A 20,830-nucleotide genomic window follows, 5' to 3' on the forward strand; every position below is an offset into this window, starting at 1 on the left:
GGCCCGCACGCGCGGCACTTTCTGCGGGCTCCGTCCGTCATGCCGGACGTTTTGCTGCACGAGCGGCGTGCCGCTCCATTCGAACACCGCTTTCCTCACGACCGCCGATGACGAACACGACACCCAACATCCTGATCCTGATGGCCGACCAGCTCACGCCGTTCGCGCTGCCGGCCTACGGCAATCGCGTCGCGCGCACGCCGACGCTCGACCGGCTCGCCGCCGAAGGCGTGGTGTTCGACGCCGCGTACTGCGCGAGCCCGCTGTGCGCGCCGTCGCGTTTCTCGCTGCTGACCGGCAAGCTGCCGTCGGGAATCGGCGCCTACGATAACGCCGCCGAGTTGCCGGCGCAAACGCTGACGTTCGCGCACTACCTGCGCGCGGGCGGCTACCGGACGATGCTGTCCGGCAAGATGCACTTCTGCGGGCCCGACCAGCTGCACGGCTTCGAGGAACGGCTCACGACCGACATCTATCCGGCCGATTTCGGCTGGGTGCCCGACTGGGACCAGCCGACCGAGCGGCCGAGCTGGTATCACAACATGAGCTCGGTGCTGGAGGCCGGCCCGTGCGTGCGCACGAACCAGCTCGACTTCGACGACGAGGTTACGTTCGCCGCGAAGCAGAAGCTCTACGACGTCGCGCGCGAGCGTGCGGCCGGGCACGATGCGCGGCCGTTCTGCATGGTCGTGTCGCTGACCCATCCGCACGACCCGTATGCGATCACGCGCGAGTACTGGGATCGTTACAGCGACGACGAGATCGACATGCCGGCCGTGCGGCTCGATGCGGCTGAAAGCGACCCGCATTCGCAGCGGCTGCGCTTCGTCTGCGAAAACGACCGCACACCGCCCTCCGACGCGCAGATCCGCGCTGCCCGCCGCGCATACTACGGCGCGACATCCTACGTCGACACGCAGTTCGGCAGCGTGCTGGCCGCGCTCGAACAGTGCGGGTTCGCCGACGACACGATCGTGATCGTCACATCCGACCACGGCGACATGCTCGGCGAGCGCGGGCTCTGGTACAAGATGACGTTCTTCGAAGGCGGCTGCCGCGTGCCGCTGATCGTGCATGCGCCGGGCCGCTTCGGCGCCGCGCGCGTGCGCGGGCCCGTGTCGCACCTCGACCTGCTGCCGACGCTCGTCGACCTGGCCGGCGCCGCACCGGCCGGCGGCTGGCCGGACCCCGTCGACGGCGCGAGCTTGTTGCCGCACCTGCGCGGCACGCCTGCGCACGACGTTGCACTCGGCGAATACCTTGCGGAAGGCGCTGTCGCACCGGTCGTGATGATTCGTCGCGGCGACTGGAAGTACGTGCATTGCCCGCTCGATCCCGACCAGCTCTACAACCTGTCGGACGATCCGCGCGAGCTGACGAACCTGGCCGGTGTGCCCGAAGCCGCCGACGTGCTGGCCGCGTTCCGCGCGGAAGCCGCGCGGCGCTGGGATTTGCCCGAGCTCGACCGGCAGGTGCGTGCGAGCCAGCGGCGCCGGCGCTTTCATTACGCGGCGACGACGCAGGGCCGCATCCAGGCGTGGGACTGGCAGCCGTTCACCGACGCGAGCCAGCGCTACATGCGCAATCACATCGAACTCGATACGCTCGAAGCGATGGCGCGTTTCCCGCGCGTCGGGCGCTGAACGTACCGCATCGCGGTCATTGAAGAACGACGGAGGAAGCGAACCATGCAACGACAATGCAATGCAGCAATCCGAAGGATCGGGGCGGCGCTCGCCGCGGCCGCGTGCGTGCTGGCGACGCAGCCTGCGTCTGCGGCCGACCCGCAGACGTGCGGCAACGTGAAGATGGCGGCGCCCGGCTGGACAGACATCGACGCGACGAACGCGATGGCGGGCGTCGTGCTGAAGGCGCTCGGCTACCGGCAGGACGTGGCGAACCTGTCGGTGCCGATCACGTACCAGGGGTTGAAGAAAGGGCAGGTCGACGTGTTCCTCGGCAACTGGATGCCTGCGCAGGCACCGCTCGTGAAGCCGTTCGTCGACGACAAGTCGATCGACGTGCTGCACGCGAACCTGAGCGGCGCGAAGTTCACGCTCGCGGTGCCCGACTACGTGGCGGCCGCCGGCGTGCATACGTTCGCCGATCTCGCGCGCTACGCGGACCGCTTCGACGGCAAGATCTACGGGATCGAGCCCGGTGCGCCCGCGAACCAGAACATCAAGCGGATGCTGTCCGACCACGCGCTCGGTGCGGCGAACTGGTCGCTCGTCGAATCGAGTGAGACGGGCATGCTCACGCAGGTCGAGCGCGCGGTGCGCGACAAGCGCTGGATCGTCTTTCTTGCATGGGAGCCGCATCTGATGAACACGAAGTTTCATCTGACCTATCTGTCGGGCGGCGATGCGTACTTCGGCCCGAACTACGGCGGCGCGACGGTCAACACGGTCACGCGTGCCGGGTTCGCGGGCCAGTGCACGAACCTCGCGCGGCTGTTCCGGCAGATGACGTTCTCCGTCGACGTCGAAAACCGGATGATCGCCGACATGCTCGACCACAAGACGTCGCCCGCGCTCGCGGCCCAACATGCGCTGAAGGCCGACCCTGCGCTGGTCGCCGGCTGGCTGGACGGCGTGACGACGGCGGCCGGCGCGCCGGGCCTGCCGGCCGTGCGCGCGGCCCTCGACAGCCACTGATTCCCTCCCTCCTGGCGGCCGGTTTCCGCCGTGCCGCCTGTCTACGTGTTTTCCCGACCGGGTCGCATCGTGACCATTTAGTGTCGCCTTCAGACGGGTGACCCGAAATATGGGTTTGTATTTTTCGCCAATGGCTCCGTTATTGCGGAAAACGAAATGCCGAAGCCAGCGGGGCGGTCTGAATTCGAATCCACCGGCGCATCGCGGCACGCGCCGGGACGAGATTCTATCCATCGAACGGTTCAGGGAGGGTGGTCGACAATGAAGCAAAAGAAAGTTGCCGTAGCCGCCGCGCTTGCATGCGCGGCCTGTATTCCCGCCATCGGGCATGCGCAAAGCAGCGTGACGCTGTACGGGATTCTCGACGCGGGCATCACGTACGTGAACAACACGGGCGGCTCGCACGTCGTCAAGTTCGACGACGGCGTCGCGTACGGGAACCGCTTCGGCCTCAAGGGCACCGAAGACCTGGGCGGTGGCCTGAAGGCCGTGTTTACGCTCGAGAGCGGTTTCCACCTCGGCAACGGGCAACTCGGCTTCGGCGGCGCCGAATTCGGCCGGCAGGCGTATGTCGGCCTGCAGAACGACTGGGGCACGCTGTCGTTCGGCAACCAGCTCGACATCACGAACGAACTCGTCTCGATCTACAACATCTCGGCGTGGGGCAGCGGCTATGCGATCCACCAGGGCGACTTCGACCGCTTCAACGGCGACCGCCTGCCGAATTCGGTGAAGTTCCTGTCAAACGATCTCAGCGGCTTCAAGTTCGGCGCGATGTACTCGTTCGGCAACGTCGCGGGCAACTTCCATCGCAACAGCGCATGGAGCGCGGGTGCGAGCTTCACGAAGGGCGACTTCTCGATTGGCGCCGCGTACACGCGCCTGAACAACCCGAACGGCATCTACGCATTCGACCCGTACGCGATGATCGGCACGCACACGTTCCTCGGCCAGCAGACCGTGACCGTCGATCCGGCGACCGGCGCGCGCACCGACCTGTTCGCGAATACGCCGATGGACGTCGACAGCCAGGGCACGTTCGGCATCGGCACGAGCTATACGATCGGCAAGCTGACGCTCGACGCCAACTACTCGTACACGACGATCAAGGGCTTCGGCCAGTCGTCGCACATGCAGGTGTATGAAGGCGGCGGCCTGTACCAGTTCACGCCGGCGCTGAGCCTGATCGCGGGCTACCAGCACACGCGCTTCGAAGGCCATCACTGGAACCAGGGCACGGCGGGCCTGCATTACCTGCTGTCGAAGCGCACCGACGTGTACATCTCCGGCGACTACCTGCGTGCATCGCAGGGTGTCGATGCGGTGGTCGGCTACAGCTTCACGCCGTCGACGACGCAGACGCAGGCCGATGTGCGGATCGGGATGCGGCATTCGTTCTGAGCGAAGTGGTGTGGGGCGGCGACGTCCTCAGCGAGGATCTCTCTTTGGCGCGAACCGAGGTTCGCGCTTTTTTTTTTTCGACGGGTGTGAGCGGGCACGAGATCCGTCCGGTTGGCCGCCGCCCCGGGATTGTCACCGGGAGCGGCGGTCGGATGGCCTTGACCTGTGCCGTCCATAGACGCTAGCATCGACCGCATGCCTGATCGCGCCCATTTCCTCTCCTCGCTTGCCCGTGCATGTTGTCAGAACGTGCCAGGGGGAATTTGCGTCTAGCGAACTCGCTAAACTTTCAAGCAATCGCCTTCCGGCCGCCTGTGTTGCAGAACAGGCGGCCTTTTTGTTTTTGTACCCACCTCTTCGGGACGGAGAAACTCGATGCCGCTTGCGCTGTATGACACCTGGTCGCGTACCGTGCGCCCGTTCACGCCCATCCGTGCCGGACGGGTGGGCATGTACTGCTGCGGCCCCACGGTCTACGACGATGCCCATATCGGCAACCTGAGGACCTACGTGTTCGAGGATCTGCTGCGCCGCGTACTGGAGCGCAACGGCTACGCGGTCCGGCACGTGGTCAACATCACCGACGTCGGCCACCTGACGTCGGATGCGGATGAAGGCGAAGACAAGATGGAGAAGGGCAGCCGTCGCACCGGCGAGTCGGCGTGGGCCATCGCCCAGCGCTACACCGACGCGTTCGTCCGGGACTGGCGCGCGCTCCACCTGCTCGAGCCGACGGTCTGGTGCCGCGCCACCGATCACATTGCCGAACAGATCGCGTTCATCGATACGCTCGATCAGGCCGGCTACGTCTATCGGACCGACGATGGTCTCTACTTCGACACCAGCCGGCAGGACGACTACGGCTATCTCGCGCGGCTGGACCGCGCGGGGTTGCAGGCGGGCAAGCGGGTTGCACTGGGCGGGAAGCGGAGCATCGCGGATTTCGCGTTGTGGAAGTTCAGCCCGGCCGGCGTCAATCGGCAAATGGAATGGGACAGCCCATGGGGTCGCGGCTTTCCTGGCTGGCATATCGAATGCTCGGCGATGTCGGCGAAGTATCTCGGGACGTTGTTCGATATTCACTGCGGCGGCGAGGATCATATCGCCGTGCATCACAGCAACGAGATCGCGCAGACGCGGGCGGCCCACGGCACGCAGCTCGCGAATTACTGGATGCACGGGCACTTTCTGACGCTCGACGCCGATGCGAAGATGTCGAAGTCGAGCGGCGATTTCGTCCGTCTGCAGACCTTGCAGAGCCGGAACGTCGATCCGCTCGCGTACCGTTACCTGTGCCTGACGGCCCATTACCGAAGCAAGCTGCATTTCACGTGGGCGTCGCTCGACGCCGCGCACACCGCACTGAATCGACTGCGGCACTTGTACGCCGGCTGGCCGGACGGAGGCCGCGTCGATGCGGATTTCGCCACGCGATTCGACGCCGAAGTGAACGAGGACCTGAATCTGCCCAGGGCGCTCGCGGTGCTGTGGGATCTGGTCAGGAGCAACCTGCCGCCCGGTACGCTGAAGGCGACCGTGGACAGCTTCGACACCGTGCTTGGCCTGGGTTTGCGCGAATGGAAGCCGGTTGCGTTCGACGTTCCGGAACACGTCCGCGTGTTGCTCGGTGATCGTGAGCGCGCGAGGGCGGACAAGGACTGGGCGCAGGCCGACCGGATACGGGAAGCGTTGGGCGCCGAGGGCTGGCGAGTCGAGGACACCCAGGAAGGCCAGCGCCTGTTCGGCATCGCGATGGGCTCGACCGATGCGGGCGGCACGCCGCAGTGACGTGCGCGGGCCGCGTGCATCGGTCGAGCCGGTGCACCCGCGACCACCCGGCGGCCGCGATCGACGCAGTCGCCGGAATCGCCGGCATCGCCTCCGGCCCGTTTTCCGAGGTTGGCATATCATCGCGACTTGGCCGCGCCTCCACCGTTGTCGCACGCCCGCATCGGCGGGCGTCGTCATGTTCCGACGGCTGCAGTGCGCAGCGCCGCCCGTCCAGATCCCGATGACCGACCCCGTGCCCGATTCCAGTCCTTTATCCCCGTTGCCCGCCAACCTGTTCCGCCACGCGCCGTTCCGGCGTTTCTGGGGCACGCGCGTGATGTCTTCCCTGGCTTTCCAGATCCTGTCGGTCGCAATCGGCTGGTATGTCTACGCGCTCACGCACAGCGCATTCGCGCTCGGCCTCGTCGGCCTCGCGCAGTTCGTGCCGATGTTCGCGCTGACGCTCGTCGTCGGGCAGGTGGCCGACCGCTACGACCGCCGGCGCATCGCGACGATCTGCCAGGGCGTCGAAGCGCTGGCCGCCGGCGTGTTCCTGCTCGGCGCCGTGCAAGGATGGCTGGCCGCGCCGGCCGTGTACGCGCTCGCGGCGATCGTCGGCACGGCCCGCGCGTTCGAGTCGCCGTCGGTATCGTCGCTGCTGCCGGCCGTCGTGCCGCGCACCGACCTGCCGCGCGCAACCGCGCTGTCGACGTCCGCGAACCAGGCCGCGCAGATCCTCGGGCCGGCGTTCGGCGGGTTGCTCTATGGGCTCGGCGCACCCGTCGCGTTCGGCACGAGCGTCGTCGCGTTCGCGATCGCGGCCGTGCTGAGCAGCACGATTCCGCTGCGCAGTGCGCCGCCGGCCCGCGAGCCGGTCACGCTGCGCTCGGTGTTTTCGGGGATCGCGTTCATCCGGCGCGAGCCGGCGATTCTCGGCGCGCTGTCGCTCGACCTGTTCGCGGTGCTGTTCGGCGGCGCGACGGCGCTGCTGCCGATCTACGCGCGCGACATCCTGCAGGTCGGCCCGTGGGGGCTCGGTGCGTTGCGCGCGGCGCCTGCGGTCGGCGCGCTCGCGGGCACGCTGTGGCTCACGCGTTTCCCGTTGAAGGGGCGGCCGGGCCGCGCGATGTTCGGCGGCGTGATCGCGTTCGGCGTCGCGACGATCGTGTTCGGGCTGTCGCGGCACTTCGCGCTGTCGCTTGTCGCGCTGGCCGCGCTCGGCGCGTCGGACGTGATCAGCGTCGTCGTGCGCCTGTCGCTCGTGCAGCTGCGCACGCCCGACGACATGCTCGGGCGGGTGAGCGCGGTCAATGCGCTGTTCATCGGCACGTCGAACCAGCTCGGCGAATTCGAATCGGGCGTGACGGCCGCGTGGTGGGGCGCGCCGACGGCGATCGTCGTCGGCGGCGCGGCGACGATCGCGGTTGCGCTCACGTGGATGCGGCTGTTTCCGCAGCTCACGAACATGAAGTCGCTCGAGCGCGACGCGTGACGTGCGTCACGCGTCCTGCGTCACGCGCACGGCCGTGCCGTAGCAGATGACTTCGGTCACGCCCGAGCCGATCTCGGTCGAGTCGTAGCGCATCGCGACGATCGCGTTCGCGCCGAGCTTGCGTGCATCGGCGAGCATCTTTTCGAACGCCTGCTGGCGCGCCTTTTCGCATAGCGATGTGTAGAGCGTGATGTTGCCGCCGAAGATCGTCTGCAGCGACGCGCCGAACGAACCGACGATCGAGCGCGAGCGCACGATGATGCCCTGTGCGACGCCGAGCGAGCGGACGGTCGTATGGCCGGGCAGGTCGAATGCGGTCGTGACGCGAGCGGGCGACAGGTCGTCGATGGAGCGCGTGGATTCGGTCATGGCGGAAAGCCTGTAGCGGAGTGGTCGAATGACGATTCTAGCCGGATGAACGTCCGTGCCCGGCGCACGTGGTCGATCGTGCCGGTTGCGCGAGTGTCGGGCATGCGTCGCTACGGGGCGCCGGGCGAGATCGTCTGATCGACGTCGTCGGGAAGGAAGCGTGCGCGGGCCGCGAGTACACGCCTCCTTCATTCAGGCGCGTCAGGGTTTCGCAGTCGTCCCGCCATCTCCGCCAAGATCGACCGCATACGCCAGCGCGAGCTTGCCGAATTTCAGTGCGTGGTTCGCCTGCCGGTCCGAGTTTTCCAGCGTGTCGTTCACCGTATGGATATACGGACTGTCGTTCTGGTCGGCCTCGAACGGGAACGATGCCGGATAGCCCTGCGCATTCCACGATGCGTGATCCGAGCACGCGTACCCGCACTGCGACGTACCGATCGCGAGTTCCGGCAGGTAGGTCTTCGCCAGGTTCGTCAGGTAGGTGTTCTGCGCCGCGTTCGTGTAGTCGGTGATCAGGTAGATATCCTTCGGATCGCCCTTGTAGTTCGTCATGTCGAGCTGCAGCACGCCGACCACGTTCGCGTTCTGCGTGCGGAACTGCTTCGCGATCGCCTTCGAGCCGAGCAGGCCGGCTTCCTCGGCCGCATATCCGACGAACTTGATCGTCCGCTTCGGCCGGTAGTTGTTCGCGAGCAGCACGCGCAGCGCTTCGGTGAGGCTCGCGATACCCGATGCGTCGTCGTCCGCGCCGGGCGAGCGCGTGTTCTCCGTCGTGCGGCCGACCGTCGAATCGAGGTGGCCGCCGAGCACGATGGTGCCCGCGGCCGGATCGCTGCCGCGAATCGTCAGGATCACGGATTTCTGCGGGAAGCCGGTATGCGCGAACTGCTCGACGGTGATGTCGGCGCGCGAGCCCGCCAGCTGTTTCCACTGCAGCGCGAGCCAGTCCGACGCGGCGACGCCGTGCGACGTCGTGTAGTAACGGTTCGTGAAGCCCGACAGCGACGTGATCGTGCCGACGATGTTGCTGGCCTGCAGCTGCTGGATCCAGGTGCCGATCTGCGGCGCGTTCGACAGCTTGTACGCGGGAGCGGCCTGCTTGGCCAGCGTGGCCGGCAACGGCTGCAGCGCCTGCCGCGCTTCGTCGAACGAGTCGTGCACGACGTAGCCGGGCCCGTGGCCGCGCGTATGGTGGACGGCATGGGCGAGGTCGCCGAGCCGTGAATCGTCGATCTCGACGACGTGAACGGTCTCGCGGCGCGCGGCGCCGTCGGCCGTCTTTCCGGCGTCGACGGTCGTGCTGTACTGCGCGGTGGCGCTTGCATCGATGCGCTGCAGCTGGCGGAACGCGGCGTCGCCGAGCGTGATCCAGACGGGTGTCGCGTGCGCGGCGGCGGTCAGCAGCATACCGCCCAGCGCGGCGCTCAGATGAGTCAGCTTCAGAGTAGGCATGTTCGATCTCGTGAGGATGGCGATGTCGATGAAGGGAGCGCGCCGCAGGTCGTGTGCCGCACTCCCGCCTGCTGCGGAATTACGACTTCTGCGGAACGGTCACGCCGTACGTGCAGCTCTTGTTGTACGCGTTGCCGATCGCGGTGAGCTGCGCGTTGCTGTAGCCGAGCGCGGATGCGGCCGTCAGCACGGCCTGCGCGGCGGCCTTCTGGTTGGTCGAGCTGTTGGTCATCGACAGCCCCTTGAGGAACGCCTTGTCCATCGCCTGCGCGCCGATCGCGTCGCGCGCGACGAGGTTGCACGACGCCCAATATTGGCCGGCCGTGTGGATCTCAGCGCCACGTGCCTGCGCGTACGTGCGCCCGACGTTCCAGTTGGTCACGCGGCCGCCCCAGAACTCGTTGTGGCCGTCCCAGTTGTAGACCCAGTTGTACTGCGCATCGGACGGGCTCCACTGGTTGAAGTCGCGGCTGTACGCGGCGGCGAGATAGTCGCCGGTGCCTTCGGACAGCCCTTCCTGCTGCGACAGGCCGCCGTTCGTCACCCAGTCGTGGATGCCGTGGCCGAGCTCGTGGATCACGACGTCCGCATCCTCCGCGTCGTCGACGCCGCCCTGACCGAAGGTCAGCCGGCCGCTGCTCGACGAGTACGACGAGTTGTCGTCGCCCGATTCGCCGTGCGGGTCGTATTGCACGCCGCCCGTGTACTGGTAAGGCAGCGCCTTGATGCCGAGCGTCTGGTTCACGTAACGCAGGAACGTGTCGATGTGGTAATACACGTTCACGGCCTCGAAATACAGGTTGCCGCGCGTGAACTCGAACGCGGGCGTCGACTGCGCGGGGCACGCGTTGTCGAGCGGCGCATCGAAATCGACGCACGACGCGTACGGGCCCGTCAGCGTGTAGCGCGAGCCCGACTGCGCGAGTTCCTTGAGCGTCACGCGCACGCGCGCGGCCGTGAGCTGCGTCGAATCGGCATCGTTGTTGTCCTTGTAGCCCGTGCTGCCGTAGCTGCTTTTCGTCGGCGAAAGCGGGTCGGGGCGGAACACGAAGCCGGTGCCGTCGGTCGCATAGAACGCCTTGTCCTCGGCGCGCAGCACTTCTCCGCTGCCCGAATCGATCAGCAATTCCCAGTCGCCCTTCGGGCCGTCCTGAGGACGGCCGCGCACTTTCCACGCGGTATGCGTGCCGGTCTTGTCGACGAACGCGACGAGCTGCGCATCGAGATTCGTGAAACCGCTCACGCCGAGATATGCGCGGGCGCGGTCGAGCGCCTGCTGCTGGTCGACGGCCTGCGACTTGCGCGTCGTCGCGACCACGCCGTTGATCGTATTGCTCGCGACGTACAGGATGCGGCCGTCCTTCGCGACCGTCACCGCGATGTCGCTGCCGTACACGGGCAGCCCGGCGGCCTGCTGCTGCAGGCGCACGACGGTGAAGTCGGCGTCGTTGCGTTCCGACGTGACGACGAGGCTCGCAAGCGCGGCTGCGTCGAGCCCGAGCTGCGTCGCTTGCGACGCGACGAAGTCGCGCGCGGTCGCGGCGGGCGTCGAGGCGGCCTTCTTGACGCGATAGGCGGGGTTGTACAGCGTGACGGCGACGCCGTCCGCGCGGAACTGCCCGCCGGCCGTATCGGATTTAGCGGCTGGCGGCGCGACGCCGCGCGTCAGGCTTTCGCGCAGGCTCGCTGCCTGCGGATTCGAGACTTTCGTATCGGCCAGGCTGCCGCCGACGATGCCGAAACCGAGCGCGAGACCCAGGGCGAGCGGCAATGCTTTGCGTGATGTCTGCATACGTGATCCTCATCTCAACGGTTGGACACGCCCGCGCGTTCGTGGCGCGCAGGCACGACACGGCCCGCGCGCCGGTTCGATGGAACCGGTGCGGCGAAGCGGTGTTGGGGGTGTCGACTGACTAAGGAACCCTAAATGTCAGGTCGAAAAGAAACAGGCGGAAGAGGCGGCGGAGAAGCGAACGGCAGGCAGGTGCGGCGACGGCGAAGCGAGCATCGTCATGTCATACCCCTCGGATCGGATCGATATTGGTTGGCAGCCGGCGTGGCGCGATGTCGTTAGGCTGCCTATCTAACTTTGTTTGATATGTTACAGAATATTTTCAACGACATTCCAAATTATTTTCGACGACCGCTTCGGTCCGTCGATAAATCGCCGGCATTGTGCAGCGAGCGGAGGGGAACGCTGCCGGAACGCGCAATACCGCGCCGGATTGTGACTAAAACGCGCGACGATCAGCGCGTCGCGCGCCGGTCGCTGCGTGGGCTGACGCCGAACCGCGCGCGATACGTTCGCGAGAAATGCGACGGCGACTCGAACCCGCACGCGACGCACACCGACGTGATGCTCATGTCGGTCTGCTGCAGCAGTTCGCGGGCGCGATCGAGGCGCAGGTTCAGGTAGAAGTGCGTCGGCGTGTCGTTCAGCGTCGCGCTGAACAGCCGTTCGAGCTGGCGCCGCGTGATCGACACATCCTGCGCGAGCGCGTCGGAGCCGAGCGGATTCTCCATGTGCTGCTGCATCGTGCCGATCACCTGGATCAGCTTGCGGTTGTGCACGCCGTAGCGTGCGGCGATCTCGAGCCGCTGGCTGTCCGAACGCTGCCTGATGCGGCTGACGACGAACTGCTCGGAAATGGCCGCCGCGAGGTCGGCGCCGTGCCGGCGGCCGATCAGGTCGAGCATCATGTCGATCGACGCGGTGCCGCCCGCGCACGTGATGCGCCGGTCGTCGATCTCGAACAGTTCCTGCGTCGCGTTCAGGCCCGGGTAGCGTTCGCGGAACGCGGCCAGCGCTTCCCAGTGCAGCGTGAGCGGCTGCGACGCGTCGAACAGCCCGGCTTCCGCGAGCACGAAGCTGCCCGTATCGATGCCGCCGAGCGTTGCGCCATGCCGGTGCTGGCGACGCAGCCATTCGGCGAGCGGGCGCGTGTAGCACACGAGCGGATCGAAGCCCGCGACGACGAACACGGTGTCGACCTGGTCGACGTCCGAGCACGCGGCTTCGGCAGCGACCGGAATGCCGTTGCTCGCGGCCACGGGTGCGCCGTCGGCACTGATCACGTGCCAGCGGTACAGCTCGGTGCGAAAGCGGTTCGCGACGCGCAGCGGTTCGACCGCCGACATGAAGCCGAGCGCGGAGAAGCCGGGCAGCAACAGGAAATGGAAATCCTCGGGCATCGGGGCAGGGGATCGAATCCGGTGGTCGTCGTGCACCGCGCGACACGGCGAGCGGGCCGGTGCGGGCCGTGCCCGGTGCGCTGGCACCGAACGTTCAAGCCGGGATTATCGCGGGTTTTGCCGACGTTCAGCGCGTTTTTGCGCCGTACACCATGCGGCGCGCCGTCGTCGACGGCAGTTCGCCGAATTGCGCCTTGTACACTTTCGCAGGCACGCGGGATCGACGGCGTAGCGGATCGCTACTGACCGACTCACCGATACATCAAGGAAACGTGGACATGGAGACGAACGAAACCTTTCCGTTGCTCGACAACGCCGTGCCGCTCGGCGGGATGAAGCAGTCGGGCTGCGGTCGCGAACGCGCCGGTACGGAGATCGGCCCGTATCCGGAAAGCAAGCTGGCGATGATAAATGACGCGTGAGCGTGGCGGCGAGCGTGTGCATGCGGGGGGCGGCCGGTTGAGCGGGGCGCATCGCCACCAACACGATTCGAGCGGGTTCAGACGCGGTATCCCGATTCACGCATCAACCGGCGCGAACCATCGCTGCGCGGGCCGTCCGCGTCGAGTCGTGCGCGAAGCCGCGCGTCCGCCTTGCCGATCACGCCGCGGTGCATGACCGCAACGATTGCGAAAACAGCCACGACAAACAGAGCGGTAAGGATCATGGGGTTCCTGGCTGGCCGAACACGCTGACGACGCCAGCATAGGGCCGATTCACGGCACCCGAGGATGTGTCGGAAGTCTGTCAGCATCGGCGGGCCGAATCGAAAGCCGCACGCCGCATCGGGGCAACCCGATTTCCACCCGAATTCGCCTCAAACCCCCACCCGCCAAGCCTCAAGCAAAACCTAGTGGTTTCCACTCATAGTCGCAAATAGTCAAGAACAGGTCGCCGGCGGTCTTCTCGCGGCGAATATGGCTCGTTACTTTTACTCCCACGATGCAGGCCGGCGCACACTCCGCGCACCGGCTGCCGCGAGACCAACCGGGAGGAACCGAACCATGAAGTCGACGAAGATCGCCGCGCTTGCCGCGGCCGTGCTGGCGACCGGCGCGTTCACGAATGCGGCGCTGGCCGAGACCGATGCCGCGACCTGCCGCACCGTGCGTTTCGCGGATATCGGCTGGACCGACATTACGTCGACGACGGCGCTCGCATCGACCGTGTTCGAGGCGCTCGGCTACAAGCCGACCACGACGATCGCGTCGGTGCCGATCTCGTTCGCCGGTCTCAAGAGCAAGCAGCTCGACGTGTCGCTCGGCTACTGGTGGCCGGTGCAGCAGAAGCAACTCCAGCCGTTCCTCGACAGCAAGTCGATCAACGTCGTCGAACCGGCGAACCTGTCCGGTGCGAAGGCGACGCTCGCGGTGCCGAGCTACGAATACCAGGCAGGCCTGAAGACCTTCGAGGACATCGCGAAGCACCGCGCGGAGCTCGACGGCAAGATCTACGGGATCGAGCCGGGCAGCAGCGCGAACGCGACGATCCAGAAGATGATCGACACGAACCAGTACGGGCTCGGCGGCTTCAAGCTGGTCGAATCGAGCGAGGCCGGGATGCTGGTGACGGTCGAGCGCGCGGTCCGCGAGAAGAAGTGGGTTGTTTTCCTCGGCTGGGAACCGCATCCGATGAACATCCAGCTCAGCATGAACTACCTGTCCGGCGGCGACGCGTCGTTCGGGCCGAACTACGGCGAGGCGCGCGTGTACACGCTCACCGCGCCCGATTTCATTTCGCGGTGCCCGAACGCGGGCAAGCTCGTCACGAACCTGCGCTTCTCGACGCAGCTCGAGAACCAGCTGATGCAGTCGGTGATGAACAAGACGAAGCCGGCCGAGGCCGCGAAGGCCTACCTGAAGAAGAATCCGCAGGTGCTCGATCCGTGGCTCGCGGGCGTCAAGACGTTCGACGGCAAGGATGGCCTGCCTGCCGTGAAGGCGTATCTCGGCCTGTGACGGCCGGCGCCCGCGCCACCCTAGCAATGCGACACAACCCGAATCAAGCGAGGCACCCAGCATGAACCATGAAGTCATCATCACCTGCGCCGTCACCGGCGCGGGCGATACGGTCGGCAAGCATCCGGCGATTCCCGTCACGCCGAAGGAAATCGCGGCAGCCGCGATCGAGGCCGCTAAGGCCGGCGCGACGGTGGCGCACTGCCACGTGCGCGATCCGCAGACGGGCCGCGGCAGCCGCGACCCGAACCTGTACCGCGAAGTGGTCGACCGCATCCGCTCGGCCGACGTCGACGTGATCATCAACCTGACGGCAGGCATGGGCGGCGATCTCGAGATCGGCCCGGGCGAGGATCCGATGCGCTTCGGCAAGGGCACCGACCTGGTCGGCGGCCTCACGCGCCTCGCGCACGTCGAGGACCTGCTGCCCGAGATCTGCACGCTCGACTGCGGCACGCTGAATTTCGGCGATGGCGACTACATCTACGTGTCGACGCCCGCACAGCTGCGCGCCGGCGCGAAACGCATCCAGGAACTCGGCGTGAAGCCGGAACTGGAGATCTTCGATACGGGCCATCTGTGGTTCGCGAAGCAGCTGCTGAAGGAAGGACTGCTCGACGATCCGCCGCTGTTCCAGCTGTGCCTCGGCATTCCGTGGGGCGCACCGGCCGATACGGGCACGATGAAGGCGATGGTCGACAACCTGCCGCCGGGTGCGCACTGGGCCGGCTTCGGGATCGGCCGCATGCAGATGCCGATGGTCGCGCAGGCGATGCTGCTCGGGGGCCACGTGCGCGTCGGTCTTGAAGACAACATCTGGCTCGATCGCGGCGTGCATGCGACCAACGGCACGCTCGTCGAGCGCGCCCGCGAGATCGTCGAACGGCTCGGCGGCCGCGTGCTGACGCCGGCCGAAGGCCGCCGCAAGCTCGGCCTGCCGGCGCGCGGCGAGCGTCTGCTCGAACGTCGAGCGATCGCCGAATTCGCGTGAGTTCCCGCGCTGACTGACATGACACGGCGGCACGCATTCAGGCGCGGCCGCCCACCGATTTCCCCTGATTTGAAGGATGCGTTGACATGGCTGTGAAGACCGACATCAAGACGTTCGCCGCCATCGGCACCGGCGTGATCGGCAGCGGGTGGATTTCCCGTGCGCTCGCGCACGGTCTCGACGTGGTCGTGTGGGACCCGGCGCCGGGCGCGGAAGAGCGGCTGCGCGCGAACGTCGCGAACGCGTGGCCCGCGCTCGAACGCGTCGGCCTCGCGCCGGGCGCCGATCCCGCGCGGCTGCGCTTCGTCTCGACGATCGAGGCGTGCGTCGCCGATGCCGATTTCATCCAGGAAAGCGCGCCCGAGCGCGAGGCGCTGAAGCTCGAGCTGCACGAGCAGATCAGCCGCGCGGCGAAGCCCGACGCGATCATTGCGTCGTCGACGTCGGGGCTGTTGCCGACCGATTTCTACGCGCGGGCGACGCATCCCGAGCGCTGCGTGGTCGGCCACCCGTTCAACCCCGTCTACCTGCTGCCGCTCGTCGAAGTGCTCGGCGGCGCGCGCACGTCGCCGGAAGCCGTTGAAGGCGCGATGGAGATCTATCGCAAGCTCGGCATGCGGCCGCTGCACGTGCGCAAGGAGGTGCCGGGCTTCATCGCCGATCGCCTGCTCGAAGCGCTGTGGCGCGAGGCGCTGCATCTCGTCAACGAAGGCGTCGCGACGACCGGCGAGATCGACGATGCGATCCGCTTCGGCGCGGGCATCCGCTGGTCGTTCATGGGCACGTTCCTGACCTACACGCTGGCCGGCGGCGACGCGGGCATGCGACACTTCATGCAGCAGTTCGGCCCTGCGCTCGAACTGCCGTGGACGAAGCTGGTCGCGCCGACGTTGACCGACGCGCTGATCGACAGCGTCGTCGAAGGCACGACCGAACAGCAGGGCACGCGCAGCATCAAGGAACTCGAACGCTATCGCGACGAGTGCATCACCGAGGTGCTGAAATCGATCGCCGCGGTGAAGGCGCGGCACGGGATGCGATTCGAGGACTAGACGATGACGGGCGATACCCCGCTGACGATTTACCGCGACGTGGTGCGGCCCGAATGGGTCGACTACAACGGCCACCTGCGCGATGCGTTCTACCTGCTGATCTTCAGCTTCGCGACCGATGCGTTGCTCGATCGCATCGGGCTCGACGACGCCGCACGTCGCGAGCGGGGGCGCTCGGTCTACACGCTCGAAGCGCACGTGAACTACCTGCACGAGATCAAGGAGGGCACGCAGGTGCGCGTCGATGCGCGCGTGCTCGCGCACGACGCGAAGCGGCTGCACCTGTATCTCGAACTGTTCGCGCAAGGGCATGACGACGCGGTATCGGCGAGCGAGCAGATGCTGCTGCACGTCGATACGCGCGACGGCGCGAAATCGGCGCCGTTCGACGAGGACGTGGCCGCGCGCGTGGCCGGGCTGCATGCGTTGCAGCGCGATTGCGAGGCGCCTGCCTATGCGGGCCGCGTGATCGGGTTGCCGCCGCGCCGCTAGCGGCGATCGTCACCCTTCAACTCTCGACTGCGGAGCGCGCACGATGCTCGAACCGGAAATCGAGGCGTTCGTCGCCGCCGTCGACGCGTGGTACCCGGCCGATGCGGCGGCGCGCTCGCCCGGCGAGCAGCGCCGCCTCTACGACCGCTTCGCGGCCGAATGGACGCCGGCCGCGCTGCCGCCCGGCATCGTGCAGCAGGACGCGGTGTGGCATGCGCCGGACGGGCGCGCGATCGCACTGCGGCGCTACGCGTCAGCGCACGGCGCATCGCCCGGCACGGTGCTGTTTTTTCATGGCGGCGGTTTCGTCGTCGGCTCGCTCGACAGCCATGCGCTGATCACCGCGCAACTCGCGGCCGACACGGGGCTCGACGTGATCGCCGTCGACTATCGCCTTGCGCCCGAACACCGCGCGCCGGCCGCACTCGAAGATTGCCTGGAAGTCACACGCGCCGCGCGCGACGCACGCTGGCCGTTCGGGCCGTGCGTGCATCCGCTGACGCTCGCGGGCGACAGTGCGGGCGGGATGCTCGCGGCGGCCGTGACCACCGCGCTGCGCGATGCAGGCGAACGCAACGTCGACGGCGTCGCGCTCGTCTATCCGATGCTCAGCTTCGAACCGCAATCGCCCGCGCGCGAGACGGAAGCGCACGCGCCGATGCTGACGCTCGACGACGTGCGTCGCTATCGCGAACTGTACTGGGATGGTGATTTGTCCGACGTGCTGCTGAACGGCAACCCGCTGTTGCGCGCGTCGGTGCCGCTCGAAGCGGCGCGTTTCGACGGCCTGCCGCCGGTGCTCGCAATCGGCGCGGAACACGATCCGCTGCGCGACGACGCGCGCGTGTACGTCGAACGGATTCGCGCGGCCGGCGGGCTCGCGCACGGCTGGATGGGAGAAGGACTGGTGCACGGCTGCTGGCGCGCGCTCGGGACGAGCCCGCAGGCCGCCCGCATGCACCGGATGATCGGCGGGTTTTTGCTCGCACCACACGCGTAGCGGGCGTTTCCGGGAGGCAACGATGCAGTCAGCAGCGCAACACCGTATCGAGGACTGGCGGACGTTTTCGGCCGACGCGGCCATCGCGGCGGCGACGATCGGCGATGGGGCGGTGGACGTCGAGTGGAGCGACACGCGACGATCGCCGTTCCATTTCGACTGGTTGCGCGACAACTGCGTGTGTTCGGCGTGCGTGCATGCGGTCACGCGCGAGCAGGTGTTCGAGATTGCCGATGTGCGCGACGATCTGTCGGCGCTCACCGTGCATGTCGAAACCGACGGTGCGCTGCATGTCGAGTGGAACGACGGCCATCGCAGCGCGTGGTCGCCGGGCTGGTTGCGTGCGCATGCATACGACGATGCGTCGCGCGCGGAGCGTCTGGTCGCGCACGGGCGGCACGTGTGGGCCGGCGACGATGCGACGGCGATCGGCGTATTCGCGTGGCGCGACGTGATGGAAGACGACGGCGCGCTGCTCGCGTGGCTTGCCGCGCTGCAGCGCACGGGGCTGACGCTCGTCGAAGGCGTGCCGGCCGAGCGCGGCCGCGTCGACGAGATCGCGCGCCGCGTCGGCCTGATCCGCGAAAGCAATTTCGGTGTGCTGTTCGACGTCGAATCGAAACCGCGTCCGGACAGCAATGCGTATACGTCGCTGAACCTGCCGCCGCATACCGACCTGCCGACACGCGAGTTGCAGCCGGGCGTGCAGTTCCTGCATTGCCTGGCCAACGAAGCGACGGGTGGCGACAGTATCTTTCTCGACGGCTTTGCGCTGGCCGATGCGCTGCGGCGCGAGCATCCTGCCGAGTTCGAGCAATTGGCGTCGACGCCGTTCGAGTTCTGGAACAAGAGTGCGCACAGCGACTACCGCTGTTCGGCGCCGGTGATCGGGCTCGATGCGCGCGGCAACGTGACGGAGGTGCGCGTCGCGAACTTCCTGCGCGGGCCGCTCGATGCGCCGGCCGGCTCGGTCGCGGCCGTCTATCGCGCATACCGGCGGTTTCTCGCGCTCGCACGCGAGCCGCGTTTCCGTGTGCAGCGCCGGTTGCGGGCGGGTGACATGTGGGCGTTCGACAACCGGCGCGTGCTGCATGCGCGTACCGAGTTCGATCCGTCGACGGGCCGGCGGCACCTGCAGGGCTGTTACGTCGATCGCGACGAGTTGCTGTCGCGCTGGCGTGTGCTGTCGCGATCGGTGCCTGCCGCAGCCGCGGCGCGCTGATCGGCGCATACGGCTTCGTCACGCTTGGCCCGCCGGGAAAAAGCACCCGGACGCCAGGCGTCCGGGCGAAGCCACCCGCTGCCGGGCGGCGGAGGTATGCGTTTCATGAAACAAGACGAGCCCCGCGAAGGGGCTCGTCCGGACTGCCGTACTTCATCGCGCGACGCGCGGCGCCCGCCGGGGGCGCATCGGCTTACTGGCCGAAGAAGATCGAGTCGCGTGCGTTCGTCGATGCGGCTGCCGGGGCGCCCGAGTGGACGAGCGGAGCCGGCTGTGCGCCGTAGCCGCTGGTGTCGGCACCATGAATACGCGCTTCGGCGCTCTGGATGTCGTTCGGGTAGTACGGGCTCGACACGCCCGGCTTGTAGCCGGCTTGTTCGAGCTGGACCAGTTCGCCACGCACTTGTGCGCGGGTCACGGTGCTTTGTGCGAATGCGCCGAACGAAGCGGACAGGGCGACAGCGGCAACGACTGCGGAAACGAGCGATTTCATGGTGACCTCCGGGTGTTTTATTGAGTTCGCTCTCGACACCATGTCTTGAGCGATTGATCAAATCTTAGTCACCAGAGGATTCAGGGTAAACGCCGATTTTGACGATAAATTGTTTCCTGTGTGGTAACAGTGGCGCGCCGGATCAGCCTTTCAACGGGCTTTCTTTTCGGTCCGCGTAATAAGTATGAAGAATATTGCGAAGGGCGGAGTGGGGTTCAGCGCGCTTCGGCTGTCGTGTCGAACGGCCGGCCCGGCGCGCGTCCGGCCGGCGCACCCGAACTGAGGAAGCGCACACCCGTCGCGGCTTCCGACGCTTCCCACAGCAGCGCCGCCGCGGCCACGTCGCGGGCCGGGCGCGGCACGCTCGCGGGCGCCGGTAGCCCGCGCGACTCGAACCAGCCGGACGGCCCGATATACGCGCCACCCGCGAGATCGGGTGACGTGGCCGCATGAATCGCGGGCAGCGCACCCTGGTCGGCCGGCTGCGCGAGATAACGGTTCGCCGCACGCATCAGCGCGGCGCGCGCGGGCGAACTGTCCATCGCCGGGCCCGCGAACTGCAGGTTGGTCGCCGCATAGCCGGGGTGCGCGGCCACGCTGATTCCCGCGAACGCCGCGCGCTCGAAACGGCGCTGCAGCTCGATCGCGAACACGAGGTTCGCGAGCTTGCTGTCGCAATAGGCGAGATAACGGTTGTAGCGGTGTTCGGCACGCAGGTCGTCGACGCGAATCCGGCCGCCGCGATTGAAGCCGCTCGACATCGTCACGACGCGTGCGCGCCGTGCCGCACGCAACGCGGGCAGCAGATGGCCGGTCAACGCGAAATGGCCGAGGTGGTTGGTGCCGAACTGCATCTCGAAGCCGTCGCGTGTGTGCCGCAGCGGCAGGAACATCACGCCGGCGTTGTTGCAGAGGATGTCGACACGGCCGTGGCGTTCGGAGATATCGCCCGCGAAACGTGCGATCGACGCGAGATCGGCGAGGTCGAGCGGATCGACTTCGACGCGTGCATCGGGGTGAAGTTGGCGAATCGCGTCTGCCGCCTGCGCGGCGCGCGCCGCGTCGCGGCAGCCCATCACGACCGTCGCGCCTTTCGCGGCCAGCGTTTCCGCGAGCTGCCAGCCGAGACCGCTGTTGGCGCCGGTCACGACCGCGACCTTGCCGCCCTGCGCCGGGACGTGGCGCGCGCTCCATGCATGCATGTCTGTCTCCATCGGCACGGCCGATCGGCCGCGGCACGTAATCGTTACATTGAGTGGTGTAACGATAGTGCGGGCGGACGTGACAGA

General features: G+C 67.1%; 18 protein-coding genes. 12 read left to right on the forward strand and 6 right to left on the reverse strand.

Translation table 11 applies throughout. The annotated features are described in order from the left end of the window. The first annotated feature begins 107 nt into the window (after positions 1 to 107). The 5 genes from betC to AC5LXX_RS19205 all read left to right on the forward strand — a co-directional run bounded on the left by betC (position 108) and on the right by AC5LXX_RS19205 (position 7,320). Positions 108 to 1,643: a choline-sulfatase gene (gene betC / locus AC5LXX_RS19185; protein ID WP_493412692.1), complete on the forward strand. Its 1,536-nt coding sequence runs from the start codon at positions 108 to 110 to the stop codon at positions 1,641 to 1,643. Between the two features lie 45 nt (positions 1,644 to 1,688). After that, positions 1,689 to 2,657, forward strand: coding sequence for a choline ABC transporter substrate-binding protein (gene choX, locus AC5LXX_RS19190; RefSeq protein ID WP_493412693.1), 969 nt, complete (start codon positions 1,689 to 1,691; stop codon positions 2,655 to 2,657). Between the two features lie 261 nt (positions 2,658 to 2,918). After that, positions 2,919 to 4,058, forward strand: a complete 1,140-nt coding sequence (locus AC5LXX_RS19195) for a porin (protein ID WP_493412694.1) — start codon at positions 2,919 to 2,921, stop codon at positions 4,056 to 4,058. A gap of 375 nt (positions 4,059 to 4,433) precedes the next feature. Beyond that, positions 4,434 to 5,846, forward strand: a complete 1,413-nt coding sequence (gene cysS / locus AC5LXX_RS19200) for a cysteine--tRNA ligase (protein ID WP_493412695.1) — start codon at positions 4,434 to 4,436, stop codon at positions 5,844 to 5,846. 223 nt (positions 5,847 to 6,069) lie between these two features. After that, entirely contained in the window at positions 6,070 to 7,320 is a 1,251-nt protein-coding gene (locus AC5LXX_RS19205; RefSeq protein WP_493412696.1) for an MFS transporter, read from the forward strand. 6 nt (positions 7,321 to 7,326) lie between these two features. Here the strand turns inward: AC5LXX_RS19205 and AC5LXX_RS19210 are convergent, their stop codons facing one another. The 4 genes from AC5LXX_RS19210 to AC5LXX_RS19225 form a co-directional block, all read right to left on the reverse strand. After that, on the reverse strand, positions 7,327 to 7,689 hold the full coding sequence (locus AC5LXX_RS19210) for a YbjQ family protein (protein ID WP_493412697.1): 363 nt from the start codon (positions 7,687 to 7,689) through the stop codon (positions 7,327 to 7,329). Between the two features lie 201 nt (positions 7,690 to 7,890). Further along, positions 7,891 to 9,141, reverse strand: a complete 1,251-nt coding sequence (locus AC5LXX_RS19215; protein ID WP_493412698.1) for a M20/M25/M40 family metallo-hydrolase — start codon at positions 9,139 to 9,141, stop codon at positions 7,891 to 7,893. 79 nt (positions 9,142 to 9,220) lie between these two features. After that, entirely contained in the window at positions 9,221 to 10,933 is a 1,713-nt protein-coding gene (locus AC5LXX_RS19220; protein WP_493412699.1) for a M36 family metallopeptidase, read from the reverse strand. A gap of 455 nt (positions 10,934 to 11,388) precedes the next feature. Then, entirely contained in the window at positions 11,389 to 12,333 is a 945-nt protein-coding gene (locus AC5LXX_RS19225) for a GlxA family transcriptional regulator (RefSeq protein ID WP_493412700.1), read from the reverse strand. A gap of 278 nt (positions 12,334 to 12,611) precedes the next feature. On the opposite strand from AC5LXX_RS19225, the gene AC5LXX_RS19230 reads away from it, so the two are divergent. From AC5LXX_RS19230 to AC5LXX_RS19260, 7 genes are all read left to right on the forward strand, one after another. Then, positions 12,612 to 12,755, forward strand: coding sequence for a hypothetical protein (locus AC5LXX_RS19230; protein ID WP_493412701.1), 144 nt, complete (start codon positions 12,612 to 12,614; stop codon positions 12,753 to 12,755). 582 nt (positions 12,756 to 13,337) lie between these two features. After that, entirely contained in the window at positions 13,338 to 14,291 is a 954-nt protein-coding gene (locus AC5LXX_RS19235; protein WP_493412702.1) for a choline ABC transporter substrate-binding protein, read from the forward strand. 61 nt (positions 14,292 to 14,352) lie between these two features. Next, positions 14,353 to 15,282, forward strand: coding sequence for a 3-dehydrocarnitine:acetyl-CoA trimethylamine transferase CdhC (gene cdhC, locus AC5LXX_RS19240; protein WP_493404834.1), 930 nt, complete (start codon positions 14,353 to 14,355; stop codon positions 15,280 to 15,282). Between the two features lie 86 nt (positions 15,283 to 15,368). Further along, entirely contained in the window at positions 15,369 to 16,334 is a 966-nt protein-coding gene (locus AC5LXX_RS19245) for an L-carnitine dehydrogenase (RefSeq protein WP_011354221.1), read from the forward strand. A gap of 3 nt (positions 16,335 to 16,337) precedes the next feature. Next, the gene (locus AC5LXX_RS19250; protein ID WP_493412703.1) at positions 16,338 to 16,826 is read left to right on the forward strand and encodes a thioesterase family protein; all 489 of its coding nucleotides are present in this window, start codon (positions 16,338 to 16,340) and stop codon (positions 16,824 to 16,826) included. Between the two features lie 43 nt (positions 16,827 to 16,869). Next, the gene (locus AC5LXX_RS19255; RefSeq protein ID WP_493412704.1) at positions 16,870 to 17,826 is read left to right on the forward strand and encodes an alpha/beta hydrolase; all 957 of its coding nucleotides are present in this window, start codon (positions 16,870 to 16,872) and stop codon (positions 17,824 to 17,826) included. A 22-nt stretch (positions 17,827 to 17,848) separates the two neighbouring features. Then, positions 17,849 to 19,048, forward strand: a complete 1,200-nt coding sequence (locus AC5LXX_RS19260; RefSeq protein ID WP_493412705.1) for a TauD/TfdA family dioxygenase — start codon at positions 17,849 to 17,851, stop codon at positions 19,046 to 19,048. Between the two features lie 193 nt (positions 19,049 to 19,241). On the opposite strand, the gene AC5LXX_RS19265 is transcribed toward AC5LXX_RS19260, so the two are convergent. Both AC5LXX_RS19265 and AC5LXX_RS19270 read right to left on the reverse strand, forming a co-directional pair. Beyond that, on the reverse strand, positions 19,242 to 19,541 hold the full coding sequence (locus AC5LXX_RS19265) for a DUF4148 domain-containing protein (RefSeq protein WP_124455204.1): 300 nt from the start codon (positions 19,539 to 19,541) through the stop codon (positions 19,242 to 19,244). 215 nt (positions 19,542 to 19,756) lie between these two features. Continuing rightward, positions 19,757 to 20,743, reverse strand: a complete 987-nt coding sequence (locus AC5LXX_RS19270; RefSeq protein WP_493412706.1) for an oxidoreductase — start codon at positions 20,741 to 20,743, stop codon at positions 19,757 to 19,759. Between the last annotated feature and the right edge of the window lie 87 nt (positions 20,744 to 20,830).

The sequence above is a fragment of the Burkholderia torrens genome, from assembly GCF_984668525.1.